The 26569-nt window shown below is 69.9% G+C and carries 29 protein-coding genes and 1 pseudogene; 16 read left to right on the top strand and 14 right to left on the bottom strand.

Annotation, left to right across the window (positions count from 1 at the left end; all coding sequences use genetic code 11):
• Window position 1: 1 nt before the first annotated feature.
• From ACZ49J_RS36435 to ACZ49J_RS36405, 7 genes are all read right to left on the bottom strand, one after another.
• Window positions 2–607 (bottom strand): DinB family protein, encoded by a 606-nt coding sequence (locus tag ACZ49J_RS36435; RefSeq protein WP_467455195.1) that lies wholly within the window; start codon window positions 605–607, stop codon window positions 2–4.
• A 75-nt stretch (window positions 608–682) separates the two neighbouring features.
• Window positions 683–991, bottom strand: coding sequence for a DUF6247 family protein (locus tag ACZ49J_RS36430; RefSeq protein ID WP_467455196.1), 309 nt, complete (start codon window positions 989–991; stop codon window positions 683–685).
• 87 nt (window positions 992–1078) lie between these two features.
• Window positions 1079–1324: a hypothetical protein gene (locus ACZ49J_RS36425; protein ID WP_467455197.1), complete on the bottom strand. Its 246-nt coding sequence runs from the start codon at window positions 1322–1324 to the stop codon at window positions 1079–1081.
• Window positions 1325–1390: 66 nt separating this feature from the next.
• Window positions 1391–1741 (bottom strand): DUF6247 family protein, encoded by a 351-nt coding sequence (locus ACZ49J_RS36420; RefSeq protein ID WP_467455198.1) that lies wholly within the window; start codon window positions 1739–1741, stop codon window positions 1391–1393.
• Between the two features lie 117 nt (window positions 1742–1858).
• Window positions 1859–2095, bottom strand: a complete 237-nt coding sequence (locus ACZ49J_RS36415) for a DUF397 domain-containing protein (RefSeq protein WP_467455199.1) — start codon at window positions 2093–2095, stop codon at window positions 1859–1861.
• A complete protein-coding gene (locus tag ACZ49J_RS36410; protein WP_467455201.1) occupies window positions 2092–2301 on the bottom strand; it encodes a DUF397 domain-containing protein in 210 nt (69 codons plus the stop codon). The genes ACZ49J_RS36415 and ACZ49J_RS36410 overlap by 4 nt, the downstream gene beginning before the upstream one ends.
• Window positions 2298–3131, bottom strand: coding sequence for a helix-turn-helix domain-containing protein (locus ACZ49J_RS36405; protein WP_467455202.1), 834 nt, complete (start codon window positions 3129–3131; stop codon window positions 2298–2300). The genes ACZ49J_RS36410 and ACZ49J_RS36405 overlap by 4 nt, the downstream gene beginning before the upstream one ends.
• 129 nt (window positions 3132–3260) lie before the next feature.
• Between ACZ49J_RS36405 and ACZ49J_RS36400 the strand changes: the two genes are divergently transcribed.
• The 4 genes from ACZ49J_RS36400 (at window position 3261) to ACZ49J_RS36385 (ending at window position 5737) form a co-directional block, all read left to right on the top strand.
• On the top strand, window positions 3261–3560 hold the full coding sequence (locus ACZ49J_RS36400) for a hypothetical protein (protein WP_467455203.1): 300 nt from the start codon (window positions 3261–3263) through the stop codon (window positions 3558–3560).
• Window positions 3557–3889, top strand: coding sequence for a hypothetical protein (locus tag ACZ49J_RS36395; protein WP_467455204.1), 333 nt, complete (start codon window positions 3557–3559; stop codon window positions 3887–3889). The genes ACZ49J_RS36400 and ACZ49J_RS36395 overlap by 4 nt, the downstream gene beginning before the upstream one ends.
• 156 nt (window positions 3890–4045) lie before the next feature.
• Complete coding sequence (locus ACZ49J_RS36390; protein WP_467455205.1) at window positions 4046–4948, top strand: hypothetical protein; 903 nt, start codon at window positions 4046–4048, stop codon at window positions 4946–4948.
• Between the two features lie 141 nt (window positions 4949–5089).
• The gene (locus tag ACZ49J_RS36385; RefSeq protein ID WP_467455206.1) at window positions 5090–5737 is read left to right on the top strand and encodes a PH domain-containing protein; all 648 of its coding nucleotides are present in this window, start codon (window positions 5090–5092) and stop codon (window positions 5735–5737) included.
• Between the two features lie 18 nt (window positions 5738–5755).
• Here ACZ49J_RS36385 and ACZ49J_RS36380 read toward each other — a convergent pair whose 3' ends face one another.
• A complete protein-coding gene (locus ACZ49J_RS36380) occupies window positions 5756–7018 on the bottom strand; it encodes an LmeA family phospholipid-binding protein (protein ID WP_467455208.1) in 1263 nt (420 codons plus the stop codon).
• 123 nt (window positions 7019–7141) lie between these two features.
• Window positions 7142–8950, bottom strand: coding sequence for a bifunctional metallophosphatase/5'-nucleotidase (locus ACZ49J_RS36375; protein WP_467455210.1), 1809 nt, complete (start codon window positions 8948–8950; stop codon window positions 7142–7144).
• Between the two features lie 417 nt (window positions 8951–9367).
• Between ACZ49J_RS36375 and mshD the strand changes: the two genes are divergently transcribed.
• The 10 genes and pseudogenes from mshD to ACZ49J_RS36325 all read left to right on the top strand — a co-directional run bounded on the left by mshD (window position 9368) and on the right by ACZ49J_RS36325 (window position 19378).
• Window positions 9368–10324 (top strand): mycothiol synthase, encoded by a 957-nt coding sequence (mshD, locus tag ACZ49J_RS36370; protein ID WP_467455211.1) that lies wholly within the window; start codon window positions 9368–9370, stop codon window positions 10322–10324.
• Window positions 10325–10448: 124 nt separating this feature from the next.
• Window positions 10449–10859 carry a GntR family transcriptional regulator gene (locus ACZ49J_RS36365; RefSeq protein WP_467455212.1) on the top strand — a complete coding sequence of 137 codons (411 nt, stop codon included), beginning with the start codon at window positions 10449–10451 and terminating at the stop codon, window positions 10857–10859.
• Window positions 10856–11713 (top strand): annotated as a pseudogene (locus ACZ49J_RS36360) (ABC transporter ATP-binding protein); the annotation flags it as partial. The gene ACZ49J_RS36365 and the pseudogene ACZ49J_RS36360, both read left to right, overlap by 4 nt.
• 212 nt (window positions 11714–11925) lie before the next feature.
• On the top strand, window positions 11926–12924 hold the full coding sequence (locus ACZ49J_RS36355; RefSeq protein WP_467455213.1) for an ABC transporter permease: 999 nt from the start codon (window positions 11926–11928) through the stop codon (window positions 12922–12924).
• Window positions 12921–13835: a hypothetical protein gene (locus tag ACZ49J_RS36350; RefSeq protein ID WP_467455214.1), complete on the top strand. Its 915-nt coding sequence runs from the start codon at window positions 12921–12923 to the stop codon at window positions 13833–13835. The genes ACZ49J_RS36355 and ACZ49J_RS36350 overlap by 4 nt, the downstream gene beginning before the upstream one ends.
• A 190-nt stretch (window positions 13836–14025) precedes the next feature.
• Entirely contained in the window at window positions 14026–16392 is a 2367-nt protein-coding gene (locus ACZ49J_RS36345; RefSeq protein ID WP_467455216.1) for an RNA degradosome polyphosphate kinase, read from the top strand.
• On the top strand, window positions 16373–17443 hold the full coding sequence (locus ACZ49J_RS36340) for a CHAD domain-containing protein (protein ID WP_467455217.1): 1071 nt from the start codon (window positions 16373–16375) through the stop codon (window positions 17441–17443). The genes ACZ49J_RS36345 and ACZ49J_RS36340 overlap by 20 nt, the downstream gene beginning before the upstream one ends.
• Window positions 17440–17853, top strand: a complete 414-nt coding sequence (locus ACZ49J_RS36335; RefSeq protein WP_467455218.1) for an NUDIX hydrolase — start codon at window positions 17440–17442, stop codon at window positions 17851–17853. Before ACZ49J_RS36340 ends, ACZ49J_RS36335 begins: the two co-directional genes overlap by 4 nt.
• A 328-nt stretch (window positions 17854–18181) precedes the next feature.
• Window positions 18182–19006 carry an SCO4651 family lipoprotein gene (locus ACZ49J_RS36330; RefSeq protein WP_467455219.1) on the top strand — a complete coding sequence of 275 codons (825 nt, stop codon included), beginning with the start codon at window positions 18182–18184 and terminating at the stop codon, window positions 19004–19006.
• Between the two features lie 192 nt (window positions 19007–19198).
• Entirely contained in the window at window positions 19199–19378 is a 180-nt protein-coding gene (locus tag ACZ49J_RS36325; RefSeq protein ID WP_467455221.1) for a hypothetical protein, read from the top strand.
• 42 nt (window positions 19379–19420) lie between these two features.
• Here the strand turns inward: ACZ49J_RS36325 and ACZ49J_RS36320 are convergent, their stop codons facing one another.
• Window positions 19421–19789 carry a metal-sensitive transcriptional regulator gene (locus ACZ49J_RS36320; protein ID WP_467455222.1) on the bottom strand — a complete coding sequence of 123 codons (369 nt, stop codon included), beginning with the start codon at window positions 19787–19789 and terminating at the stop codon, window positions 19421–19423.
• Window positions 19790–20025: 236 nt separating this feature from the next.
• Between ACZ49J_RS36320 and ACZ49J_RS36315 the strand changes: the two genes are divergently transcribed.
• Together ACZ49J_RS36315 and ACZ49J_RS36310 are read left to right on the top strand one after the other, a co-directional pair.
• Window positions 20026–20646 carry a DUF47 domain-containing protein gene (locus ACZ49J_RS36315; protein ID WP_352246668.1) on the top strand — a complete coding sequence of 207 codons (621 nt, stop codon included), beginning with the start codon at window positions 20026–20028 and terminating at the stop codon, window positions 20644–20646.
• A 7-nt stretch (window positions 20647–20653) separates the two neighbouring features.
• Complete coding sequence (locus ACZ49J_RS36310; protein ID WP_467455224.1) at window positions 20654–21652, top strand: inorganic phosphate transporter; 999 nt, start codon at window positions 20654–20656, stop codon at window positions 21650–21652.
• Window positions 21653–22305: 653 nt separating this feature from the next.
• On the opposite strand, the gene pstB is transcribed toward ACZ49J_RS36310, so the two are convergent.
• From pstB to pstS, 4 genes are all read right to left on the bottom strand, one after another.
• Window positions 22306–23082, bottom strand: coding sequence for a phosphate ABC transporter ATP-binding protein PstB (gene pstB, locus ACZ49J_RS36305; RefSeq protein WP_467455225.1), 777 nt, complete (start codon window positions 23080–23082; stop codon window positions 22306–22308).
• A gap of 48 nt (window positions 23083–23130) precedes the next feature.
• Window positions 23131–24189 (bottom strand): phosphate ABC transporter permease PstA, encoded by a 1059-nt coding sequence (gene pstA / locus ACZ49J_RS36300; RefSeq protein ID WP_467455226.1) that lies wholly within the window; start codon window positions 24187–24189, stop codon window positions 23131–23133.
• Window positions 24189–25199 carry a phosphate ABC transporter permease subunit PstC gene (pstC, locus tag ACZ49J_RS36295; protein ID WP_467455228.1) on the bottom strand — a complete coding sequence of 337 codons (1011 nt, stop codon included), beginning with the start codon at window positions 25197–25199 and terminating at the stop codon, window positions 24189–24191. The genes pstA and pstC overlap by 1 nt, the downstream gene beginning before the upstream one ends.
• Window positions 25200–25323: 124 nt before the next feature.
• Window positions 25324–26451 carry a phosphate ABC transporter substrate-binding protein PstS gene (gene pstS / locus ACZ49J_RS36290; protein WP_467455229.1) on the bottom strand — a complete coding sequence of 376 codons (1128 nt, stop codon included), beginning with the start codon at window positions 26449–26451 and terminating at the stop codon, window positions 25324–25326.
• Between the last annotated feature and the right edge of the window lie 118 nt (window positions 26452–26569).

The following is a 26569-nucleotide window of genomic DNA, read 5'->3' as shown; positions in this document are numbered from 1 at the left end:
GCTACTCCTGGCCGGCCGACTGCCTGGCTACGCGCTCCAGTCGGCTGCGATAGCTCTTCCACCACTCCTGGTCCCGGGGCGGGATGCTGTTGTTGCCCGGTTTCTCTCCCACGGCGCCGTCGATGAGCTCCCGGACGATGTCGGCGTGCCCGGCATGCCGGTGGGTGTCCGCGATCACACGCGTCACGGCGTGGTGCAGGGTCACCTCGTCCTTGCCGTCCGGCCACCACGGCACCCTGCCGGTCGTGTCCAGCGGCAGCGCGTCGATCGTGGCGTCGGCGTGCGCCCAGGCCCTGCGGTACAGCTCCACGATGTACTCACGCGACTCGTCGGCGGCGGCCCACATGTCCGCGTTGTCCTCGGCCCCCTCGTCGAACCAGGGCATCGACTCACCGGACGGCCGCCCAAAAGTGTCCCCGAGGTATCCCAGCTCCACGCTCGCCACGTGCTTGACCAGCCCCAGCAGGTTGGTGCCGGTCGGTGTCATGGGGCGGCGGACGTCGTACTCCGAGAGCCCGTCGAGCTTCCAGAGCAGGGCGTCGCGGGCCTCCTGAAGGTAGCGGTGAAGGTCGGCTTTGGGGTCCGGGGTGGTTTTGGGTGGGGTCATGGGGTCAGTGTGGCGGGTGGGGGATATTTGTCGCCCGTCCTTTTCGTGAGCCGACGGAGCCGGTGCGAGCGCCAGTCACTCGCCGGGCTCCAGTTCTCGGAGCCGGTAGTGAATCTTCGACGCCTCTTCGAGGAGGGCTTTGGCTTCGGCGATGTCGGTGCACTCGTACGCGGCTCGGTGTTCAAGATCGCGAACATGCGCATCCAGCTCGGGGTCGCGGGCGATGGCGTACTCACCCCACCAGCGGGCCATGAAGGCCGGAACCGGACCGAGGTCGTAGGCGTCCGCGATCGCCCCATTCCAGTGCGCGTCGAAATCCGGGAGGAGTTCGGGAGTGTGCTCGGCAACGGCCTCTCGCAGCGCCTTCGGGGTCCGTTCGGGCATGCCAGGGATCCCTGGCGGGGGTTCCGCAGCGGGGGTGGTCACGGTCGATGTGCCCCTAAGCCGAGCATGCCGGGTGCGAGACGTCGCTCACTGCCAGAAAACCTCTTCCACGACGATCTGCGGGTCCTCAGAGCGCCTCACGAAGGTGTGCTTCAGCCAACCGCGATGGTTGTCGAAGAGCAGGATGTGCGCCCCCTTTGGATTGGTGGACTGCACTGGTTCCACGGACATGGCGTCGGGAAGGTCAGCGTCGGCGTCGATTCCCCGGAAGTACGGGTCTTTCGCCGTGACCAGTTCGGCGCGCGCTGCATCGACGGTCTCCCGTACGTGCACAGGCAGCGCGTCGCGTGCTGCGAGAGCATCAAGTCGCCTGCCAAGGCGGCCCCATGAACCCGTCGGTCACTCGCCGGGCTCCAGTTCTCGCACCCGGTAGCGAATCTTCGCTGCCTCTTCGAGGAGGGCCTTGGCTTCGTTGATGTCGGTGCACTCGTATGCGGCGCGGTGCTCAAGGTCGATCACGTGGGCGTCGAGCTTAGGGTCGCGAGCGATGGCGTACTCGCCCCACCAGCGGGCCATGAACGCGGGCAGAGGCCGGATGTCGTATGTGTCAGCGATTGCCCGCTTCCAGTGCCCGTCGAAGTCAGGGAGGAGCTGAGGGGCATGCCGGGCAATGGCCTCGCGCAGCGCCTTCGGATTCCGTTCGGGCATGGGGGGGATGACCGGCTGGGGTTCCGCAGCATGAGCAGCCATGATCGATGTCCTCCTTCGACGCGCCGCATCTACGACCATAGTCGCCTCACATTCCTTGGATCATTCGTTCGTGTCCTGGTCACAAGATCCAGCTTGTTGGCTGCGAGGCCCTGAGATTCAGAGATCCCGGCAGGTATCACCCAAAGGTGTGCAGACCCGCCCCTTGACCCCCTCCACGAAAACGGACCAGGAGGCGGCGGGAATGAGTAGCGGGCGGGCTGTCGGGGTCTTGCTGTCGCGGACGGGGACTGTGCCGGGGTGGCCGTCGGCGACCTCGACGCAGTTGTTGGCTCCCCCGTCGCTGTAGGACGACTTGCGCCACACGGCGGCACCGAGGTCGAGGGTGCGCCTCATGACCTGGGCCCCTCCCTGAGGCCCTTGACGAACGAGGTCCACGACGCGGCGGCGAACACGAGCGCGGGGCCCTGTGGGTTCTTGCTGTCGCGGACGGGGACCATGCCGGGGTGGCCGTCGGCGACCTCGACGCAGTTCGTGCCGCCTCCGTCGCTGTAGGACGACTTGCGCCACGCAGCGGTGCTGAGGTCGAGGCTTCGGTTCATGATCTGCACTCCTCCAGAAGGCGCTTGATGAACGTCGTCGACTCCGTCGGAGTCAGGGCCGCATCCCGGACGAGATCGTAGGACGAACGGTAGGCCAGCACCTTGTCCGGATCGTCGATCAGCTTGCCGAAGCCATTGCCTTCCACGTAGGCAACGGGATCTCCGGTTCGCTGCCAAAAGAGCCAGAGGTGGCTGTCCATGAGGTCATGGACCCCAGCCGCGAAAGGCAGCACCTGAAGTGCGACCGACGGCAGTTCCGCCGCGTCCACCAAGCGCGACAGCTGATCCGCCCACACCTTGGCATCGGGAACCGACCGCCGCAGTGCCCCCTCATCCAGGATCACGCGCACGTTCGGCGCCGAGTCGCGGTAGAGCAACTCCTGCCGTCCCATGCGCGCGGCCACCTGTTCCTCGACTTCGTCGCCGTTGCCAGCCGTTGTCTGGGCTCCAGACAACCCTGACAACACCGTGCGGGCGTAGTCCTCGGTCTGCAACAGGCCGGGCACGCGCAGCTGGAACATCCACATGACGCGCGCCGTCGCCTCCAGCTCCATGAACGCCTTGTACTTGTCCTTGATGACATCCTTGCGCGCGTCCCTCCACAGGCGAACCAGCAGGTCACCGGCCCCGTAATACGCGTCCAGGTCCTCCATGACCGCCACCTTGGACAGTCGCTCCCCCGCCTCCAACCGGTACAGGTAGCTCTTGTCGTAGCCGGTCTCCTCGGCCAGTTGCCCGAGCGACTTCCCCGCCTTCTCCCGCAGGAACTTGAGCGTCCGCCCCAACGCGACCCGCCCTGACTCCCGCTCCCCGTCAACCATTTCGCCCACGTCACCCCTCACCGTTGCCTGGGGCCGCAGACAACGCCGACCCCCTTCCGCAGCGTATGCCGCATCAGTGACGATCTGAGCGCGAACGGTAATCGCCGCTCGTCATCCCCCCTGCGAAAGAGCACCGCCATGCGCGTACGCATCGCCCTCGCCGAACTCTGCGAGTCACTCCTGCTGCTCCTGGTGCGACTCCTGCTGCCCTCAGAAGGACGCCACCGTGCCGTCCCCGACGAGCCCCTCGACCACGAGCGCTCGCCGACTGCCACCCACTCCCCACCCGTACACCCCCGCCCCCACGCCCGCGACGTATGGCCCTTCGAGCCCGACACCTACGACCTCGTACGCCCCTACCTCCTCACCCCGGAGGAGCACCGCGAGCGCAGGCTGCGGCGCCGTACCCACGGAAGCGGAATGGGGGTCGCCGCGTGAACTCCACCGACGACGTACAGCCGCCGGCCCACCTCCGCCTGCTCCCCTGGACCACCCCCGACGGCAAGCCCTGCTACCTCAGCGCCGACCACGACGCCAGCACGCTCTCCCGTCTCGCCGACGACGTCGAAGCGGCCCAACTCCACTCCGGCGAACAGGTACTCGCGGGTGCCAGAGCCGTCCTCGACGACGCCGAAGCGGGTGAGCGGGCCGTGCGTTTCGCGCTCACCCGGGCGACCGAGTCACTCGGGGACGTGATCCGCATCGCAGTCAGCCGAGGTGAGCGCATCAGTGACGTGTACGGCGGCGGGAGACCGTGGGGTTTCTGAGGAATCTCTGATCTTCTCGTAAACCTGATGTGAGATTCTGCGTGTTCACTACAACCTCCCCGGCGGTCGCTGCGAACGCCCCTCCCCGCCGGGCCTGTTCCCCCACAACAGTGTCCCGGGGTTATCCACCCCCTGTGGACAGCAGGAGAGTGCACATTGAGTCTCGTATCCGGAGTGAAGACCGGGCTGAGGACCGGCCTGAAAAAAACCGGACTGAAAACCGGCCTGAAGAAGTGGGCCGTCGCGAGCGCGACCGCCGCCCTCGCCGTCACCGGCCTGGTGGCCAACGCCGGGACCGCCCACGCGGCGGGACCGGGCGGTGCGATGAACGTCCGCGGGGTCGACCCCGGCGACACCGACCTGATGATCGAGCGGCTCTGCAGCCAGGAGACGAGCCTGACCGGCGTCTACGGCGCCCTCAACGTCCGGACCGGTGAGTTCAAGACCCAGGACGAGTACCTGCGTGACGTCGTCGGCCTGTGGGTGCCCGCGGGCGACTGGGAGATCTTCCGCGGCTGGTGCGGCAACGTCCAGGCCTCGACCTGGTCCATCAAGGGCGAGCCCGTCCGCACGTCCCCGTGGATCGGCAACCGGGGCTCGAAGGACGACAAGGAGACCTTCGTCAGCAGCTACAGCACCAAGACGTTCGCGAAGAAGAGCGTCGGGGCCGAGATCGGCTTCTCCGTCGCCAAGAGCATCTTCTCGGGCAGCGCGGGCGGCAGCTTCACCTACGAATGGGGCTGGGAGAAGGAGTCCCGGTACGAGCGCCGCAGCGAGAAGACCATCCCGCCGTGCACGCAGGTCGCCGTGACGTGGACGCCGTACCAGCGCGTGGTGCGCGTGAACCCGGTCTTCTACGTCGAGGACTACCAGTGGAACAAGGGCGACGGCGAGGTCACCGCGCACACCTGGCGCGGACGGGACGCGAGCTGGAAGACGATCTACTCGTACGGCTACTACATCGACGGCATCTCCGACAAGCTCCTCCCCAACGGCCAGCCCGACGGCCGTGAGGACAAGATCGAGCAGAAGCTCGACCCGGACACCTGCAGCAGCTGATCCCCGCATCGCCAAGTGGCTCGCGAGTCCCAGCGACACGCCGCTTCCACGGCGTGTCGCTGGGACTGAGAAGCCAATTGGCGCCATCTGCCCCCGCCCCCGTGGCGCCACCGGAGGAGACCGCCCGGGCGCTGGTTCGTCATGCTGGGCATCGTCGTGGCGAGCGGGGCCCTCCGCCTGACGACCAGCGACCTCGCAGTCTGGCTCGGGGCAGCTTTCGTGGCCGTCCTCGCGGGGCTGGCCCTCTGGTTCACGTTGTTCGTGCGGCGAGCCGCCACCCTCGTGCACGCCGACGGGATCACCGTGCAGGGAGCCCTGCACCGGCGCACGTGGTCGTGGCACGACATCTACGACGTCCGGGTGGAGCCCCTCTCACGCAACCACGCCTCCCCGTCGCCCCGCTGGATCGCCTACCTCTACGGCACCGACGGCCGCAAGTTCTCCCTCCCCCACCTCAACGACTGGCAGCTGGACGCCCCGCACAGCGAGGTCGCCGCCCTGCGTGCCGCCGCCCGGGAGCACGGCGCGACCTGGGACCCCCGCCCGGAAGTGGAGGCCCGTATCCGTCGCCGCGCCGGTCACCGCAAGGCCTGGGAACACGCGCTGGCCGGTGCCGTGGTCGTGCTGCTGTGCATGATCGTGGTCCTGCTGGTGCTGCTCACCCTGATGGACGAGCCGCCGGTGCTCCTTCTGCCGGCCTGGATCCCGCTGGCCTCGTTCGTCCTGCTCGCGGCCCTGCTCAACTGGCAGTGGGAGACCCAGGTGCCCCCGTCACTCCGCGAACCGTGACGCGCGCCGCGACAGCTGTCACCGGCCGACAGCCAGCCCCGACCCGCTCAGCGACACCCGGATACCGTCCTCCTCCACCCGTACGTCCCGCAGGCGCACCTGACCCTCCGTGGGCTTCGGCAGGCTGAAGCCGAGGGAGAGGCGGTCGGCGAGGACCGGGCGGGTGAGACCGGTGAGCGCGTCGAGGAGGGCGGGGTCGACGCCGACGAGGCGCTGCAGCAGTCCGGGGTTGTCGGCGGCGACATCGATGAGGTTCAGGTCCATGGCCTGGCGGGCGAACCGGTCGGAGCCCGTCAGTTCGGCCAGCCGCGTGTCGTCCTGGAGCGCCGCCCGCACCGCGGACTGAGGAACACCGAGACGGTCCACGATGGTCGGCACCGCCAGCATCTCCCGCGCCCTGCTGGTCTCCCTGGCGAGCAGGGCGGCGCCCTTCGGGGTGAGGTGGAGTCCCTCGGACGGCCCGGCGCCCGGCCGGTACGTCGCGAGGTCCCCGATGTCGAGGCGCATCCCGTCGATGTCGGTCGCGATGCCGCGCTCGCCCTCGCGGCGGATACGGGCGTCCGCGCGGACCTTGAGGTCGTGTCCGGCCACGGGCAGCGTGCCGCGCGCCCGCACCTCGTCGCGGCCGTGCCCGGTGAACCGCACCTGGGAGGCGCCCAGTTCGCGGTTCAGGTCGTCGAAGGAGAGCAGGACCTCGCCGTCCAGCTCGGGGATGGAGGCACCGCGTACGGAGGTCAGGCCGTCGGTGTCGAGCCCGACGTCGTGGGCGGTCGCCGAGACCTTCGCCAGCGACACCCGGTCGGCGGCCACGTCCGGGACGGTCACGGACACCGACTCCAGCCGCCTGTCTGCGAGTTGGGTGAGGAAGGGGAAGCCCTCGATGCCCACCTCGGGGGCCGCGCTCAGGTCCAGCTGCTTCTTGAGCGTCTCCCCGGCCCTGTGCTCCGCGTACAGCACCGCCCAGCGGTCGCCGAGGGCGAGGAAGGCGGTGAGGCCGACGACGAGGACGGCGGCCTTCACGGCGAGGGGCAGCCCGGCGAAACGTTTCCTCCGACGGCGGCCGTCGCGGCGGTGGTTGGGCGGGCTCCAGTCGTCCTCGGCCGCACCGCCGGCCTCACCGTCGGGTTCACGCCGGGCCTCGGCGGGCTCGCCCTCGGCGGGCCCGTCCTCCCGGAGGAACTCGTCCAGCGGCCCGTCGTCCAGCGGCCCGTCGTCCAGAGCGCCCAGCTCGTCGTAGGGGTTCGGGCGGGAATGCGTCGGTATGTCGTGGGGGGTACGCATCACCTCATCCCACCACGCGGACCGGCCTGCCCTGCAAGTCGGTTCGGGGATAAGGGAGATAGCTCACGCGGGTCCGCCCCGCACCCCGGGACGGGATGCGGGGCGGACCCAGGCCGGGGATGCTCAGCTCACCACAGTGATCCGGTTCGCCGCCGGAGGGGCGATCGGGTCGCTGGCCGACGAGTTGGCCAGCAGGTACTTCTCCAGCGCGGCGAGGTCGTCCCCGCCCACCAGGTCGTTCGTGCCCTGTCCCAGCGTCGGGAAGCCGTCGCCGCCGCCCGCGAGGAAGCTGTTCGTCGCGACACGGTAGGTGGCAGCCGGGTCGATGGCGGCACCGTTCAGCTTGATGGAGTCGGTGACCACACGGTCCGCGCCGGTCTTCGTCAGGTCCAGCGTGTAGGTGAGCCCGGACGAGACCTGAAGGACCTTGGGCGCGGCGGTGTTGGACCCGCTCACCTGCTCCTTGAGCACCTGGACGAGCTGGGCGCCCGTGAAGTCCTGCAGGTTGACCGTGTTGGCGAACGGCTGGACCGTGAAGCCCTCCGCGTACGTCACCACACCGTCGCCCTCGGCGCCCTTGGCCGCGTAAGTGAGCGGGGCGCGGATACCACCCGGGTTCATCAGCGCCAGGTCGGTCCCGGGGTCGAGTTCCCTGCCGTGGGCGAGCTGCGCGTCGGCGATGAGGTCACCGAGCGGGGACTCGGTGCCGGTGTTGCCGATGTCCCCCGAGATGTAGCCGATGGCGCGGTTGCCGATGGGCGCGGCCAGCGTGTTCCACTTGCTGATCAGCGCGGTCATGTCGGGCGCCTTCGGGACGTCCCGGGTGACCACGTGGTTCGCGGACTCGACGGCCGTACGGGCGATGTCGCCGGTCCAGCGGTCGTACGTCAGCGTGGTGTCGGTGTAGAGGCGGCCGAAGGACGCGGCCGAGGTGACCGTGCGCGGCTTGCCGGCCGGGTCGTTGATCGTGCAGGCGTACGCGGTGTGCGTGTGGCCGGTGACCAGCGCGTCGACCTTCGGCGTGATGTTCTTGGCGATGTCGACGATCGGGCCGGAGATGCCGTCGCCCGCGCCGGGCGAGTCGCAGTCGTAGTTGTACGCCGTCGAGGCGGGGAACCCGCCCTCGTGGATGAGCGCGACGACCGACTTCACGCCCTGGCGCTCCAGCACCTTGGCGTACTTGTTGATCGTCTCGACCTCGTCCTTGAACTTCAGGCCCTTGACGCCGTCGGCGGAGACGATGTCCGGCGTGCCCTCCAGGGTCACACCGATGAAGCCGATCTTGACGCCGTTCTTCTTCCACACCCAGTACGGCTTCAGGATCGGCTTGCCGGTCTTCTCGTCGAGCACGTTGGCGGCGAGGTAGGGGAAGTCGGCGCCCTCGAAGCCCTCGTCCGTGTAGCACCCCTCGGTGGGGTGGCACCCACCGTTCTGCAGCCGGCCCAGTTCCCTGGCGCCCTCGTCGAACTCGTGGTTGCCGACGCTCGTCACGTCGAGGTCCAGCTTGTTCAGGGCCTCGATGGTGGGCTCGTCGTGGAAGAGGCCGGAGATCAGCGGGGAGGCGCCGACCATGTCACCACCGGCCGCGGTGACGGAGTACTTCTGCCCCTCGCGCGCCTTGCGCAGATGGGTCGCCAGGTACTCGACACCACCGGCGTCGATGGTCTTGGTCGTCCCGTCCTCGTGCACCTCGGTGACGCGGCCGGACGAACCGGTCGGCGGCTCCAGGTTCCCGTGCAGGTCGTTGAACGACAGCAGCTGCACGTCCTGGTAGCGGCTCGGCTTCGGATGCCCCGGCTTGTAGGTCGTGGCCTCACCGGCCGAGGCCGGCAGCGCGGCGGCGAGGGCCCCGGCGGTGGCGAGCCCGACGGCCACGGCGGTGATCCGGAACGTACGGCGTCTGCGGCGTTGCGCATGGGGTGTGGCTGACATGTGCCCCCCTGGGAGTCGAATGAGAAACAGGCCCCGTCGGCCCGAAGCGTAGGGTCAACGCGCGTAGCGCGACAGGGGTTTCAGGGTTACGACCTGGTTGCCGTCGAGGATGATTCACCATGAACGGGACAAGACGGCTCGTCATGGCTCGTCATGGCTCGTCAGTGACGCGGGACTGTGCCGATACGCGGCACTTTCACCGCGCAGTCCAGATCCAGCCAGGCCCTGAAGGGGCGCGGGACTGTGCCGACATGGGGCTCCGCCGCGCGGGCGCCCTGAAGGGGCGGGGGACTGTGTCGATATGCGGCTCCGCCGCGCGGGCGCGACAAGCCACAACGAACCCGCACCCTCGACACCACCCCCACCACCCCTCCCGACCGAGCCCACGACCACCCCCACGGAGCTAACCTCGTACACATGACCAGCCACGACACCGCCCCCACCGGCGGAGCCCGAAGCATCGAGAGCCTCTCCTCGCTGACCACCGACCAGGTGGACGCCGTGCTCACCCTGCTCGCGGAGGCCGCCGGTGCCGACGGCCAGCAGGCGGTGTCCGAGCAGGGCCGCCTGCAACTGCGCGGCGGCGAACGCGCGGGCGTCCGGCACCTGCTGCTCACCGTCACGGACACCCCGGCCGGAGACACCCCCGCCCCCGGCACCCTCGTCGGATACGCCCAACTGGAGGACACCGACCCGGTGGAGGCCCCGGCCGCCGAACTGGTCGTCCACCCCGCCCACCGGGGCCACGGCCACGGCCGCGCCCTCGGTACCGCCCTGCTCGCCGAGTCCGGCAAGCGCCTGAGGGTGTGGGCTCACGGCGGCCACTCCGCCGCCCGGCACCTCTCGCAGGTCCTCGGCCTCACCCTGTTCCGCGAACTGCGCCAGATGCGCCGCTCGTTGGCCGACTTCGACCCGCCCGAGCCGGTGCTCCCCGAAGGCGTCACCGTCCGCACCTTCGTACCCGGCAAGGACGACGCCGCCTGGCTGGCGGTGAACGCCGAGGCGTTCGCGCACCACCCCGAGCAGGGCTCCCTCACCCAGCGCGACCTCGACGACCGCAAGGCGGAAACCTGGTTCGACCCCGCCGGCTTCTTCCTGGCCGAGCGCGGCGGCGAACTGATCGGCTTCCACTGGACGAAGGTCCACGCGGCCGAGGGCCTCGGCGAGGTGTACGTCCTCGGCGTGCGCCCCGGAGCCCAGGGCGGCGGCCTCGGCAAGGCCCTCACCACCATCGGCCTGCGCCACCTGGCCGCCCAGGGCCTGCCGACGGCCATGCTGTACGTCGACGCCGACAACAAGGCCGCGGTGAGCGTGTACGAGCGGCTCGGCTTCACCACCCACGAGACGGACCTGATGTACCGCACGGAGACCTGACGGACCGTACCCGAGGACGACTCCGCGAGAGGTCCCCAAGGGCTACCCAGGGGCGGCGACTTGACGCCGCCCCTTCCTTGCACCACCCTTTCACTACTCAATTAGTGAAAGGGTGGTTGTCCGAGTGGTCGAGTACCGCATCGACCGGCGCAGCGGTGTCGCCACCTACGTCCAGATCGTCCAGCAGACCAAACAGGCCCTGCGCCTCGGCCTGCTGGTACCCGGCGACAGGCTCCCCACGGCACGCGAGGTCGTTCAGGCCACGGCGATCAACCCGAACACGGTCCTGAAGGCCTACCGCGAACTGGAGCGCGAGGGCCTGGTCGAGGCACGCCGCGGCCTCGGCACGTTCGTACGGAAGTCACTGGGCTCCGCGCCCGCCGACTCCCCGCTGCGGGCGGAGCTGGACGCGTGGGCGGTCCGGGCCCACGAGGCCGGACTCGAGCGGGACGACGTGGCGGCGCTCTTCACCTCCGTACTCGACGAGCACTTCACCGACGACCACAGCAAGCACGGCAAGGGGGACGAGGAATGACCGACACCGCCATGGAGGCGGCCGCCCTGGGCAGGAGATTCGGGCGGAACGGGGAGTGGGCGCTGCGTGACTGCACGTTCCGGCTGCCCACGGGGAGCGTGTGCGCGATCGTCGGCCCCAACGGAGCGGGCAAGTCCACCCTGCTCGCCCTCGCGGCCGGACTCCTCAGGCCCACCGAGGGCACGGTGACGGTGCTCGGCACGACACCGGCCGAGGCCCGCGAGCGCTTCGCGTACGTCGCCCAGGACAAGCCCCTGTACCCCCAGCTCAGCATTGACGAAACGCTGCGCATGGGCGCCGAGCTCAACCCCGGGCGGTGGAAGCAGGCCGTCGCGACGCGGATCGTGGCGGGCGGCGACCTCGACCCGCACATCCGGGTCCGCACCCTCTCCGGCGGCCAGCGCACCCGCGTCGCCCTCGCCCTGGCGCTCGGCAAACGGCCCGAACTGCTGCTCCTCGACGAGCCGATGGCCGACCTCGACCCGCTCGCCCGGCACCAGCTCATGGGCGCGCTGATGGCCGAGGCCGCCGAGCACGGCACGACGGTCGTGATGTCCTCGCACGTCATCGCCGAGCTGGAGGACGCCTGCGACCACCTGCTCCTCATCGGCGACGGCCACGTCCGCCTCGCGGGCGCGCTCGACGACCTCCTCGCCGCGCACGTCCTGGTCACCGGCCACGACGGCGACCTCGACCAGCACACCGTCGTCGAGTCCCGTACGACGGGGCGTCAGCGCGTCGCCCTGATACGGCCGGACGGGCCGCTGGACGACGAGTGGCAGACCTTCGAACCCACCCTGGAGGAGCTGGTCCTAGCCCACCTGCGTTCCCCCGGGGCCCCGGTGCTCACGCTCACCGGCGAGGACGTGGACGAGTTCGACTTCGAGTTCGACTTCGAGTCCGAGTCCGAGTCCGAGGACGACGAGGACCGGGGCGAGGACGAGGCCGACGAGGCCGACGAGGACGACGACAACGGCGAGGACGACGACCACGGCGACAGCGGCGACAACGGCGACAACGGCGAGGACGACGGCGAGGACAACACCGAGAACAAGGAGACCGCCGTATGACGGCCGTGACCACCGCGCCCGCCAAGGCACCCGTCCTGCGCCGCTCCCTGAGGCCACGCGGCCTCGTCTGGACGATGCTGTGCCTGCACCGCGCGGCCCTGCTGTTCTGGACGCTGCTGGTCGCCGTGGCCGGCGGGGCGCTGCTGTGGGCGTGGGGGCCGGGGACGACGGGAGCCTGGACCGAGTACACGACGATGCGCTGCGCCTTCCCCGGCCAGAACATGAGCTGCGACTACCGGGGCGACGCCTACCTGGCGCTCGACATGGCCACATCCCTCGGCGGCCTGATCATCACGATCACGCCGTTCCTCGTCGCCGTCTGGGCGTCGGGCGCTCTGATCGCCCGGGAACTGGAGACGGGCACCGCCGACCTCGCCTGGACCCAGTCGGTCTCCCCGGCGCGCTGGCTGGCGGCCAAGCTCGCCGTCCCGGCCGCCGTGATCGCCTCCGGCACCGTCCTGCTCACACTGCTGCACCGGCTCGTGTGGCCGTCGGACAGGGAACTGCTCCGGTGGCTGGGCTGGCAGTGGTACGACGACGTGGTCTTCCGGAGCAACGGCACCGTGGCCGTCGCCTATGCCCTGCTGGGCCTCGCGGTCGGCGTGCTCGTCGGCCTGCTCACCCGCCGCTCCCTGCCCGCGCTGGGCATCAGCCTGGTCTGCCTGCTGGTCCTCCACTTCGTCCTCGGCGTGCTGCGCCCGTACCTGTGGCCGCGTGCCACCCTGGTCAACAGGGAGGAGTACTCGATCTTCACCGGCATGCACGTCGACGAAGGAGGCCTCACCTCGACCGGCGCCCGCGTCTCCGACCCCTGCGGCGGCACCCGCCAGTGCCTCGCCCAGCGCGACATCGCCGGCTTCTACACCGACTACCACCCCTCCTCCCATTTCTGGCCCCTCCAGCTCATGGAGACCGGCGTCGTCCTCGCCCTCACCGCGCTCGCGGTCCTGGCCGCCTTCCGGCTGCTGAACCGCCGAACGGGAGACGCCGCATGACCACACCGCCCGCCGTCCCGGCACCCACCCGGCCCTCCGCCCGAACACCGCGCGGCCCCGGGGGCCTGCTCTGGACCGTCCTGCGACTGCACCGGCCGGCCCTGATCCTCTGGGCCGTCGCGTGGGCCGTCGCCGTCGGCTACCTGGTCCGGCTGTACGCCCTCGGGGACGAGGCACGCGCCGGCAACAGGGCCTGCGGCTCACCGGGCACCGGGCTCCCCCTGTGCTCGGCGGTCGACGCGATCACCGCCGACGACACGTACTCCGGCGGCCTGTCCCTGATGGCCACCGCGCTGTCATGGCTGGTGTTCCCCGTGGCCGCCTGGGCCGGCGCCGCACTGATCGGCAGGGAGCTGGAGACCGGCACGGCGGATCTCGCCTGGACCCAGTCGGTCACCCCGGCCCGCTGGCTGGCCGTCAGACTCGCCGTCCCGGCCGCGCTGATCACCTCCGGCACCGGGCTGCTCATCCTGCTGCACGACTGGGCCAGGCAGGACGGCGACCCGAACCTGACCGGGGACTGGTACTACCCGGACGTCTTCCTCGCCACCGGCCCGGCAGCCGTCGCCTACGCCCTCGCGGGCATCGCCCTCGGCGCACTCGCCGGAATGCTGACCCGCAGGGCCCTGCCCGCCGCCGGCCTGGGCTTCGCCGCCTCCCTGGTGCTGTACAACGTGCTGGACCGCTACCGCGAGGACCTCTGGCCCGTGACCACCCCCGCCGACCCCACCGGGCTCGAGCTGCCCAGGAGCGCCTGGCAGACGGACAGCGCGGGCATCGGATGGCCCGCCTCGTTCCACCCCCAGTCCCACCGCTGGCCCCTGCACCTGGTGGAGACCGGCATCGTCCTCGCCGTCGCCGTCGCGGCCACCGCCGCCGCGTTCGCCCTCCTGCGCCGTCGCACGGCCTGACCAGCCGTACGACCGGGCGGGCCGCCCCGAAACCGGTACGCCCCTCTACGGGGGGAGGGGCGTACCACGGGAACCCGCCGGGCCGCCGTGCCCCTCGGGCGCCCCGAGAACTCCCGCGGGCCTCCCCCCGCTATCCCTCACGTCATGTCTCCTTAACCGGCGATTCAGACGGCCTTGCGACGCTCGGTCAATGAACCCCGCCGTGCCCGAGCCCTCGCCGCCCCCGGAGAAGGAGGTGAGCGCGGGGAGCGGCCGTCACGTCGCCGCGCTCCCGCCCGCCGCATCCGACGCGCCCGTTTTCCTGGCGGCGCGGAAGAATGGGTTTATGAGCCAGCAGAACGCCGAGGCAGAGGTCCAGCACGTCCAGCCCTCCGTGGGATCCCTCGCCGCGCACCGCCCGCACACAGTGGCCGCCGTGGTCTCCGACCTGGAACCCGACATCGACGCCGATCTCGACGCGTACGAGGAGGCGCCCTACGACGGCGAGCAGCTGCCCCAGGGCCGCTTCCTCGACCGGGAGCGCAGCTGGCTCGCGTTCAACGAGCGCGTCCTCGAACTCGCCGAGGACCCCAGCACGCCCCTCCTGGAACGGGCGAACTTCCTGGCGATCTTCGCGAGCAACCTGGACGAGTTCTTCATGGTCCGGGTGGCCGGCCTGAAGCGCCGTATCGCCACAGGCGTCGCCACCCGCTCCGCCTCCGGCCTCCAGCCCCGCGAGGTCCTGGAGATGATCTGGGGCCGCTCGCGCGAGCTCATGGCCCGGCACGCGGCCTGCTACCACGAGGACGTGTGCCCCGCGCTGGGCGAGGAGGGCATCCACCTGGTCCGCTGGAGCGAGCTGACCGGCGCGGAGCAGTCCCGCTTCTTCACCCTCTTCAAGAACCAGATCTTCCCGGTCCTGACCCCGCTGGCCGTCGACCCGGCGCACCCGTTCCCGTACATCTCGGGTCTCTCGCTCAACCTCGCGGTCGTCGTGCGCAACCCGGTCTCCGGTCACCGGCACTTCGCCCGGGTCAAGGTCCCGCCGCTGCTGTCCCGCTTCATGGAGGCGTCGCCGAACCGGTACGTCCCCGTCGAGGACATCATCGCCGCCCACCTGGAGATGCTGTTCCCGGGCATGGAGGTGCTGGAGCACCACACCTTCCGCCTCACCCGCAACGAGGACCTGGAGGTCGAGGAGGACGACGCCGAGAACCTGCTCCAGGCCCTGGAGAAGGAGCTCATGCGGCGCCGCTTCGGGCCGCCGGTGCGCCTGGAGGTCGAGGAGTCCATCGACCCGTACGTCCTCAACCTGCTGCGCCGCGAGCTGAAGGTCTCCGAGGCCGAGGTGTACCCGCTGCCGGGCCCCCTGGACCTCACGGGCCTCTTCGGCATCGCCAAGCTCGACCGCCCCGAGCTGAAGTACCCGAAGTTCATCGCGGGCGTCCACCGGGACCTCGCCGAGGTCGAGACGGCGTCGGCGCCCGACGTCTTCGCCGCCCTGCGCGAGCGGGACGTACTGCTGCACCACCCGTACGACTCGTTCTCCACCTCCGTCCAGGCGTTCCTGGAACAGGCGGCGAACGACCCGGACGTGCTCGCGATCAAGCAGACCCTTTACCGGACCTCCGGCGACTCCCCGATCGTCGACGCGCTGATCGACGCCGCCGAGGCCGGCAAGCAGGTCCTCGTGCTCGTCGAGATCAAGGCCCGCTTCGACGAGCAGGCCAACATCAAGTGGGCCCGCAAGCTGGAGGAGTCGGGCTGCCACGTGGTCTACGGCCTCGTCGGCCTGAAGACCCACTGCAAGCTGTCGCTCGTGGTGCGCCAGGAGGGCGACACCCTCGTCCGCTACTCCCACGTCGGCACCGGCAACTACCACCCCAAGACGGCCCGCCTGTACGAGGACCTGGGCCTGCTGACGGCCGACCCGCAGGTCGGCGCGGACCTCTCGGACCTGTTCAACCGGCTGTCCGGCTACTCCCGCCGCGAGACCTACCGCCGGCTCCTCGTCGCCCCCAAGTCGCTGCGCGACGGCCTGATCGCCCGGGTCCACAAGGAAGTCCAGCACCACCGCGCGGGCCGGCCCGCGTACGTCCGTATCAAGGTCAACTCGATGGTGGACGAGGCACTCGTCGACGCCCTGTACCGCGCCTCGCAGGCGGGCGTGCCGGTGGACGTGTGGGTGCGCGGCATCTGCGCCGTCCGGCCGGGCGTACCCGGACTGTCCGAGAACATACGAGTACGGTCCGTGCTCGGCCGCTTCCTGGAGCACTCCCGGATCTTCGCCTTCGGCAACGGCGGCGAGCCCGAGGTGTGGATCGGCAGCGCCGACATGATGCACCGCAACCTCGACCGCCGTATCGAGGCTCTGGTGCGCGTCAAGGACCCGGCCCACCGGGCGTCCCTCAACCGCCTGCTGGAGACCGGCATGTCCGACTCCACGGCCTCCTGGCACCTCGGTCCGGACGGCGAGTGGACCCGGCACGCGACGGACGGCGAGGGCCAGCCCCTGCGCAACGTCCAGGAGATGCTCATAGACGCCCGGAGGCGCCGGCGTGGCAACGCGACACCTTGACCCCACGGACCCCACGGCCGGGCCCGTCACGGCCGACGCCCTGGCGGCCTACCTGCGGGCCCAGGCCACGGAGTTCCTCCGTGCGCTGCGCGCCGGGCGGGAGACCGGCGACGCCGGTACCCCCGCCCGGGCGAAGCCGAAGGCGGGGGAGAACGGTTCCGAGGAGTCCGCCGACGCGGCGCTCGCCCTGCGCCGCTCGGCCCGCCGCATCAGCGGCACGCTGCACACCTACCACCCGCTGCTCAACGCCGACTGGTCCGAGGCCATGCGGCCCGAACTGGCCTGGCTGTCCGGCACACTGGCCCGCGAACACGCCTACGCGGCCCGTCTGGACCGCCTGCTCACGGCCCTGAACCGGCTGTCGGGCGCCTCCGCCTTCCCCGGGCAGTCACCGGGAGCCGCGGCGTCCGCGGGGGACGCCGCGAAGGGCAACCTGACCATCGGCGCGGCCAAGGCGGGCGCCCTGCTGGAGCGCCAGCTGACCCTGGCCCGGACCCGTGCCCACTCCGCCGCCCTCCAGGCCCTCGGCTCCTCCCGCTTCCACGCCGTCGCCGACAGCGTGGCCGTGCTCGCCAGCGAGGTGCCGCTGACCCCGGCGGCGGACAAGGCGGACCTGCGCCCGCTCGCCAGGGCCGCGCACGAGCGGCTGTGCGACGCCGTCTCCGGCCTGCCCCTGGTCGCCGCGGGCCACCCGTACAACGCCGAGGCCCTGATCCACGGCCTCTCCCCCGACCCCGCCCCCCACCCGCAGGACGCCCCGTGGCACCAGGTCCGCCTGCTGCTGCGCCTGCACCGCTACGCCCACGAGGTGCTGCTCGGCAAGGACGCCCCCGTCGACGTACGCCTCGTCGCGGCCGGACAGGCCCTCAACCGGCACCGGGACGCCTCGGAGGCGGCCGCGGCCGCCGCGGCGGCGGCCCGCACCCCCCGCATCGCACCCGCGACGGCGTACGCCCTCGGGGTTCTGCACGCCGACCAGCGTCACGAGGTGGAGGCGGCCCGTTTCGTGTTCCAGCAGTCCTGGGAGAAGGAAGCGGTGAGCACCCGTTGAGCGACGACACCATCCACGCGGCCGGCTGCGTCCTGTGGCGCCGCTCCCCCGCCGACGGGGGCCTGGAGCTCTGTCTGGTCCACCGGCCGAAGTACGACGACTGGTCGTTCCCCAAGGGCAAGTTGAAGCAGGGTGAGGAGCCGCTGGCGGGGGCGCTGCGCGAGGTCGAGGAGGAGACGGGGTTCCGGTGCGAGCCGGGGCCGCGGTTGCCCACGGCCCACTATTCCGTGAACGGGCGGCCCAAGCAGGTGAGTTACTGGGCGGCCGAGGCCGGTGAGGGATACTTCGTGCCCAACGACGAGGTGGACCGGTTGCGTTGGCTGTCGCCGGTCGCGGCGCGTGAGCGGTTGACCCAGGTGCGGGATCGGTACCTGGTGGACGACTTGCTGGCGGTCCTGCGCCACGCGTAGGGGAGTTCGCGTCGGTTCTCGGCTGCGGGCCGCTCCCCGGCTAGAGCGGCTCCGCCACATGCCCCTCCGCGTCCGTTCTCGCCTGACTCCGGGCTCTGCGGGCCGGGCCGCGCCATCCGCAGGTGCACTTGGCCACGCAGAAGCGACCCTGATCGACGGTGGTCGTGCGGTGCTCCGGAGTGGGGGCGATCTCGTGCTGCTGGGCCACGGGCGACAACGTTACCCAAGGCAAGGGAACGAACAGCAAAGCGCGTGACGGCAGCCCCCACCGGTCGTTAGCCCGACGACAGAAGGGACCCGGGACGGACCGGCTGGGGGTTGGCAGGCGATGGTGGCGGGGCAGCACAGACGGTGGGTCGCGACGGCCGTGGCGGCGGGGCTCATGGTCTGCGGTTCGGGCTGCGCGAACGACGGTCACTCCGAGGACGCGCGCGCGGCCGATCCCGTCGAGGAACTGCGCCGGGCCGTCGGCACCTTGGTGCGCGCGGGCTCCTCCAAGGCGCTGACCTCGATGGAGATGGCGACGGGCGGCACCCGCGTCACGATCCGCGGCGAGGGTGTGTACGACTACACCAAGCGGCTGGGCCGGCTCCAGGTGCGGCTCCCGCAGGACCCGGCCGGGACCAGCGAGCACCGCCCGATCACCGAACTCCTCGCTCCGGGTGCCCTGTTCATGAAGAACCGCGGCGCGGGAGTGCCCGCGGACAAATGGGTGCGCGTCGACACGGGCACGCTCTCCGACGGGAACCTGGTGACCGGCGGAGCGACCGATCCGTTCGCGGCGGCCGAGGTGCTGCGCGGGGCGCGTACGGCGACGTACGTCGGGAAGGCGAAGGTGGCGGGCACCTCGGTGCGGCACTACCGGGGGACCGCCGACCTGGCGGTGGCCGCGCGGAGCGCCTCCGAGGGCAACCGGGCTCCGCTGCGCGCGGCGGCGAAAGGGTTCGCCACGGCCGACGTCCCGTTCGACGCCTATCTCGACGACCAGGGCCGCATCCGCAAGATCCGACACCGCTTCAGTTTCGCCAACGGGCAGCGGAAGGACACCGTCGCGGTGGCCTCGACGACCCTGCTGTACGACTTCGGGGTGCCCGTGACCGTGACGCTGCCGGACGCGAAGGACATCTACGCGGGGAAACTCGCCGAGAACTGATCGAGTACCCGCGGAACTCGGAGGAACTGAGCCGAAAACCGGCTGGCGCGACGGTGCGTCGGTACCCTCGACGACGGAACCCCGGACCACGCGGGCCGTACCGGACGGGCGGCAGGAATAGCCCGTTGGTGCCATGCGCGGCGTGGAGGGCGCTCCCTACCCTAGAGAGTCGGTGACGGCAGAGAAGAGGTGATGCACGTGGCTCCGGCAGGCGGTACGACGGTTCAGGACCACGTGGCCCTCGCCGAGATCGAGCTGTGCGGCGAACTGATCATCGCGGCCTCCGCCGCCCACGAGGAGCGGCTCAGCCTGGTGCGCATCGACGAGGTGCTGCGGGTGGCCGAGGAGCGCGAGGAAGCCGCGGGCCGCTGAGCGGCCTCCTCTGCGCAGGCGCCCCGGCCGGCCCATGGACCGTCAGGTCCGCAGCAGTCGCCCGATGGCCTTCGTGGCCTCCTCGACCTTCGCGTCGATCTCGTCCCCGCCCTTGAGCGCGGCGTCGGCGACGCAGTGGCGCAGGTGCTCCTCCAGGAGCTGCAGCGCGAAGGACTGCAGAGCCTTGGTGGAGGCGGAGACCTGAGTGAGTATGTCGATGCAGTAGACGTCCTCGTCGACCATGCGCTGCAGGCCCCTGATCTGGCCCTCGATGCGGCGCAGACGCTTGAGGTGTTCGTCCTTCTGTTTGTGGTACCCGTGCACCCCACGGTCGTGGTCCGTCACCACGGCGTCCCCCGTGTCCACGGTGGTCTCGGAGGGCGCCGTCGCGCCGGCCTCGGTGGTCGTCATGACGTCCTCCCACAGACGTGTTGCGGCATATACCCCAGGTAGGTATATGGTAACGAACTTCTCTGGGTAGGGGGTCCTTCGGCCACTGCCCTTTCGGCGGCCCGACGGCCCCTCGTACCGCCCCCGTGCCGAGCATTCTGACCGATGAGCGAGACTGGGGGACGGCCCGATAGCCGTGGCCGGATGTTGCACCTAGCATCAGCCTGACCGAAACCGAAGCACCCCGAGGACCCCACGTGCGCTTTCGTCTGACCCCCAGGGAGACGAGCTTCTATGACATGTTCGCCGCTTCCGCGGACAACATCGTCACCGGCTCAAAACTCCTCATGGAACTGCTCGGGGCGGACACCGCCGGCCGGGCCGAGATCGCCGAGCGTATGCGGGCCGCGGAACACGCAGGTGACGACGCCACGCACGCGATCTTCCACCAGCTGAACTCCTCGTTCATCACGCCGTTCGACCGCGAGGACATCTACTCCCTCGCGTCGTCCCTCGACGACATCATGGACTTCATGGAGGAGGCCGTCGACCTGGTCGTCCTCTACAACGTCGAGGAACTGCCCAAGGGCGTCGAGCAGCAGATCGAGGTTCTGGCCCGGGCGGCGGAGCTGACGGCGGAGGCCATGCCGCACCTGCGCACGATGGAGAACCTCACCGAGTACTGGATCGAGGTCAACCGTCTGGAGAACCAGGCGGACCAGATCCACAGAAAGCTTCTTGCGCACCTCTTCAACGGCAAGTACGACGCCATCGAGGTCCTCAAGCTCAAGCAGATCGTGGATGTGCTGGAGGAGGCGGCGGACGCGTTCGAGCACGTGGCGAACACGGTGGAGACCATCGCCGTCAAGGAGTCCTGAGCCGTTCATGGACACCTTCGCACTGGTCGTGACCATCGGCGTCGCGCTCTTCTTCACGTACACGAACGGGTTCCACGACTCGGCCAACGCGATCGCGACGTCCGTGTCGACGCGGGCGCTGACGCCGAAGGCGGCGCTGGCGATGGCCGCGGTCATGAACCTGGCAGGCGCCTTCCTCGGCAGCGGGGTGGCGAAGACGGTCAGCGAGGGGCTGATCCAGACGCCCGAGGGCTCCAAGGGGATGGGCATCCTCTTCGCGGCCCTGGTCGGCGCGATCACCTGGAACCTGGTCACGTGGTACTTCGGCCTGCCCTCCTCCTCGTCGCACGCGCTGTTCGGCGGCATGGTGGGGGCGGCCCTGGCGGGCGGTACGACGGTGTACTGGTCCGGGGTCCTCGACAAGATCGTCATCCCGATGTTCGTCTCGCCCCTCGTGGGGCTGGTGACCGGCTACCTGGTCATGACGGCGATCATGTGGATATTCCGCCGCGCGAACCCGCACAAGGCCAAGCGCGGTTTCCGGATAGCCCAGACCGTCTCGGCGGCCGGCATGGCCCTCGGCCACGGCCTCCAGGACGCGCAGAAGACGATGGGCATCGTGGTGATGGCCCTCGTCATCGCGGACGTCGAGGACTACGGCGACCCGATCCCGGTGTGGGTGAAGGTCATGTGCGCGGTCATGCTGTCTCTCGGGACGTACGCGGGTGGGTGGCGCATCATGCGCACGCTGGGCCGCAAGATCATCGAGCTTGACCCTCCGCAGGGGTTCGCGGCGGAGACCACGGGTGCGTCGATCATGTTCACCACGGCGTTCCTGTTCAAGGCGCCGATCTCGACGACGCATGTCATCACGTCAGCGATCATGGGTGTCGGGGCGACGAAGCGGGTGAACGCGGTTCGCTGGGGCGTGGCCAAGAACATCATCCTCGGCTGGTTCATCACCATGCCGGCCGCCGCGGCGGTGGCTGCCGCCAGCTTCTGGATCGTGAACCTGGCGTTCCTGTAGGGCCGCCCGCCGGGTGCCTGTTTTCCTCGCCCCCGCCGCCCCTACCCGTCCCATCCTGTCCCTGGGGGCTGCGCCCCCAGACCCCCGCGTCGGCCTCGCGGCCTCGTCCTCGAACGCCGGACGGGCTGGATGTGCCTGGCCTCGGCTGCAAACCCAAGCCCCGCCTGGGAACTGTCCAGCCCGGCCTCGCCCGATCCAGCCCGGCCCGCACCATCCAGCCCGGCCCGCACCATCCAGCCCCGCCGGCACGACCCAGCCCCGCCCGCACCGTCCAGCGCCGCCGCGCACCCTTCAGCCCCTCCGGCGTTTGAGGAGCGGGGGTCCGGGGGCCGGCCCCCGAAACGGGGTCCGGGGCGGAGCCCTGAAAGGAGGGGTGTCCAGGGGGCGCAGCCCTCTGGGCGGGGTCGAAGGGGCGGAGCCCCTGGGGATGGGACTGGGTAGGGGCGGCGGGGGCGAGCCAAAGACCGCACGAACCCGCCGAACCCGCCCAACCGGCCACACCCGCCCCACCAGCCACAAGCAGCGCCACACCCGCCGCAGGAAACAACGAACGGGCCCGCCCCCGGGAGCCAGGGGCGGGCCCTCGTTCCTCGCGGTGGCACCGCCATGCAGCACCGCGAGGGGTCCTCACACACAAGGAGAAGCGGCTCGGCTCAGCCGAAGCGACCCGAGATGTAGTCCTCCGTCGCCTGAACCGACGGGTTGGAGAAGATCCGCTCCGTGTCGTCGATCTCGATCAGCTTGCCGGGCTGCCCGACCGCCGCGAGGTTGAAGAACGCCGTCCGGTCGGACACACGCGCCGCCTGCTGCATGTTGTGCGTCACTATGACGATCGTGAACTGCTCCTTCAGCTCACCGATCAGGTCCTCGATCGCCAGCGTCGAGATCGGGTCGAGCGCGGAGCAGGGCTCGTCCATCAACAGCACCTTCGGCTCCACCGCGATCGCCCGCGCGATGCACAGACGCTGCTGCTGACCACCGGAGAGACCCGAACCGGGCCGGTTCAGACGGTCCTTGACCTCGTCCCAGAGGTTCGCGCCCCTGAGCGACTTCTCGACGATGTCGTTCAGCTCGGACTTCTTGTACGAGCCGTTCAGCCGCAGCCCCGCCGCCACGTTGTCGAAGATCGACATGGTGGGGAAGGGGTTCGGCCGCTGGAAGACCATGCCGACCTCCCGCCGCACGGTCACCGGGTCGACCCCGGAGCCGTACAGGTTCTCGTCGTCGAGCATGACCTTGCCCTCGACCCGGCCGCCGGGAGTGACCTCGTGCATGCGGTTGAGGGTGCGCAGGAAGGTGGACTTGCCGCAGCCGGACGGTCCGATGAAGGCCGTCACGGAGCGGGGCTCGATGGTCATCGAGATGTCCTCGATGGCCTTGAAGGCGCTGTAGTACGCGGTGAGGCCGCTGACGTCGATTCGCTTGGCCATGTGGATCACTGCTTCTTTCGTCGCTGACTTGGGTTGATGCTGGCCGCGTCAGCGACCGGTCTTCGGGGCCTTCCAGCGGGCGATACCGCGGGCCACCAGGTTGAGGATCATGACGAAGGCGATCAGGGTGAGCGCGGCACCCCACGCACGGTCGACCGACTCCGCGGTGCCGATCGCGTACTCCTGGTACACGTACAGCGGCAGCGAGGACTGGGCGCCTTCGAACGGGTTGTTGTTGATGATCTTGGAGCCGAACACCAGCAGCAGCACGGGCGCGGTCTCACCGGTGATACGGGCGATGGCCAGCATGACGCCGGTGGTGATACCGCCGATGGCGGTCGGAATGACGATCTTCATGATCGTCTTCCACTTCGGCACGCCGAGCGCCAGGGAGGCCTCCCGCAGCTCGTTCGGGACGAGCTTGAGCATCTCCTCGGTGGAGCGGACCACGACCGGCATCATCAGGATCGCCAGCGCCATCGATCCGGCGAAGCCGGAGAAGCTGAACTTGAGGATCAGGATCCAGAAGGAGAGCACGAACAGACCGGCGACGATGGACGGGATGCCCGTCATGACGTCGACGAAGAAGGTGACGGCGCGGGCCAGCCTCCCCTTGCCGTACTCGACGAGGTAGACCGCGGTGAGCAGACCGATCGGGGCGGCGATCACGGTCGCGATGAGCACCTGCTCGATGGTGCCGAGCAGGGCGTGGTACACACCGCCGCCGGGGTCGGTGTTGAGCACGCCGTTCATCGAGTGGGTGAGGAAGTAGCCGTCGACGATCTGCGCGCCGTTGCTGATGGTGGTCCAGGCCAGGGACAGCAGGGGGACGATGGCCAGGACGAAGCAGACCCAGACGAGGCTGGTGACGACCCGGTCCTTGGCCTGGCGCGGACCCTCGATCCGCGCCGTGACCCCGTACGTGCCGATGACGAAGAACAGCGCGGCGATGAGACCCCACTGGACCTTGCTGTCCCAGCCGGCGGCCAGGCTGAGGCCGACGGCGAGCGCGATGGAGACGACGGCGATCACGGCCGGCGCCCAGCGGGGCAGCCGGGCGGTGGAGAAGGCCGGTGCCTTGGCGGGGGTGACGGTTGTCCGGGACATCAGGCGTTCGCCCCCGAGTACTCCTTGCGGCGGCCGATGATGTACCGGGCGGCGCCGTTGACCAGCAGGGTGATGACGAAGAGAACCAGGCCGGAGGCGATCAGGGCGTCCTGGCCGAGTTCGGTGGCCTCCTTGAACTTGGAGGCGATGTTCTGGGCGAACGTGCCGCCGCCCGGGTCCAGCAGATGGCCGGAGATGATGAAGTTCGGGGAGAGCACGGTGGCGACGGCCATCGTCTCGCCGAGGGCGCGGCCGAGGCCCAACATGGAGGCGCTGATGATGCCGGAGCGCGCGAAGGGCAGCACCGACATCCGGATGGTCTCCCACCGGGTGGCGCCGAGCGCCAGCGCGGCCTCCTCGTGCATCCGCGGCACCTGGAGGAAGACCTCACGGGTGACGTTGGTGATGATCGGCAGGATCATGATCGCCAGCAGGATGCCGACGGTGAACAGCGAACGGGCGGGGCCGGTGCCGGACTTGTCGAAGATGTACGTCCAGCCCAGGTACTCGTCGAGCCACTCGTTCAGGCCGCCCAGGTAGGGCACGAGGATGAGCGCGCCCCAGAGGCCGTAGACGATCGACGGCACGGCGGCCAGCAGGTCGACGATGTAGGAGAGCGGCCCGGCCAGCCTGCGCGGCGCGTAGTGCGAGATGAACAGCGCGATGCCGATGGCGACCGGCACGGCGAGCACCATGGCGATGACCGAGCTGACGATCGTGCCGAAGGCGAGGGTCGCGATGCCGAACTCCGGCGGCGAGTTCTGCGGCAGCCAGTCCTGGAAGGTGAGGAAGTTCGCCTTGTTCTCGGACAGGGCGAGGATCGCGCGGTAGGTGAGGAAGACCGCGATGGCAGCCATGATCACCAGCAGCGTGATGCCCGAACCCTTGGCAAGCCCCGAGAAGACGCGGTCGCCGGGCCTGACGACGGCCTTCTGGGAACCCGTGGGCTCTATTCGGTCCGTGGGAGAAGGAGGAGGAGGGGGTGGGGACTGCGTCGTTGTCGTATCCATGGCGTTCTCCGGTCTGCTGAGCCTGCTCCCGGCTCAGACATGGAGCCGGGGCGGCTCCTTGGCGGCGGTGCACCGGACGCGGCGGCCGGCCCGTGACTCTCGGTGGGCCGGCCGCCTTGTGGGGTCAGGCGATGGTCGGAACGATCTCGCGGACCTTGGCCGCGATCTCGTCCGGCAGCGGCGCGTAGCCCGCGTCGCTGAGGATCTTCTGGCCGTCCTCGCTGGCCGTGTAGTTCAGGAACGCCTTGATGGCGGGCAGAGCGTCGCTCTTGTTGCCCTTGTCGCAGACGATCTCGTACGTGACCAGGATGATCGGGTAGGCGCCGTCGGTCTTGGTGTTGTAGTCGAGCTCCAGCGACAGGTCCTTGTCGCTCGTGCTGGCGACCTTCGCGGCGGCGATGCCGGCGGAGGCGGTGTCCGTGGTGGCCTCGACGGGCTCGGAGGCGCCGGTGTCCACCTTGACGGTGGGGATGTTGTTGCTCTTGGCGTAGGAGAGCTCGAAGTAACCGATCGCACCGTCGGTGTTCTTGACCTGGCTCGCGACACCGGAGGAGCCGGAGGCCGACTGGCCGCCCTCGGCCTTCCACGCCTTGTCGGGCTCGTACTTCCAGGACTTCGGGGCGGCGGCCTGCAGGTACTTGCCCAGGTTCTGGGTGGTACCGGACTCGTCGGACCGGTGGAAGGCCTGGATGTCGGTGGACGGCAGCTTCACGCCCGGGTTGAGCTTGGCGATCGCCGGGTCGTTCCACTTCTTGATCTTGCTGTCGAAGATCTTGGCGATCGTGTCGGCGTCGAGGACCAGGTTGTCCACACCGGAGAGGTTGTAGCCGATGGCGATCGGGCCGCCGACCATCGGCAGGTTGATGCCCTGGCCGGTCTTGCAGACCTTCTTCGACTCGGCGGTCTCCTCCTCGTCCAGCGCGGAGTCCGAGCCGGCGAAGGCGGTGGTGCCCTGCAGCCACTTGGTGATACCGGCGCCCGAGCCGTCGGGGCTGTAGTTGATCTCCACGCCGGAGCACGCCGTCTGGAAGGCCTTCACCCAGGCCTGCATGGCGTTGTCCTGGGCGGAGGAACCGGAGGCCAGCAGCTGGCCCTTGGCGTCGTCACACTTGACGTTGCTCGGAGCCGCCGACTTGTCGCCGCCGGTGCTCGCGGTGTTGTCGTCGGAGCCGCACGCCGTCAGGACCAGGGCGCCGGAAATCGCGACAGCACCGAGGGAAAGGGCGCGAAGCCGGTTGCGCTGAAGCTTCACTTTCAGGGATTCCTTCCAGAAGCCGCCGTCCGAGGCGGCGTGCGATGTCGTGTCAGCCCGTCGAGACGGCGTCTCGCCGTGCCCGGGGACCATCTCTCAGACTGCTTTCGTCGGGCGC

The sequence above is a fragment of the Streptomyces sp. NPDC030840 genome, assembly GCF_055572015.1.
This window is presented reverse-complemented; position numbering and strand designations above follow the sequence as displayed.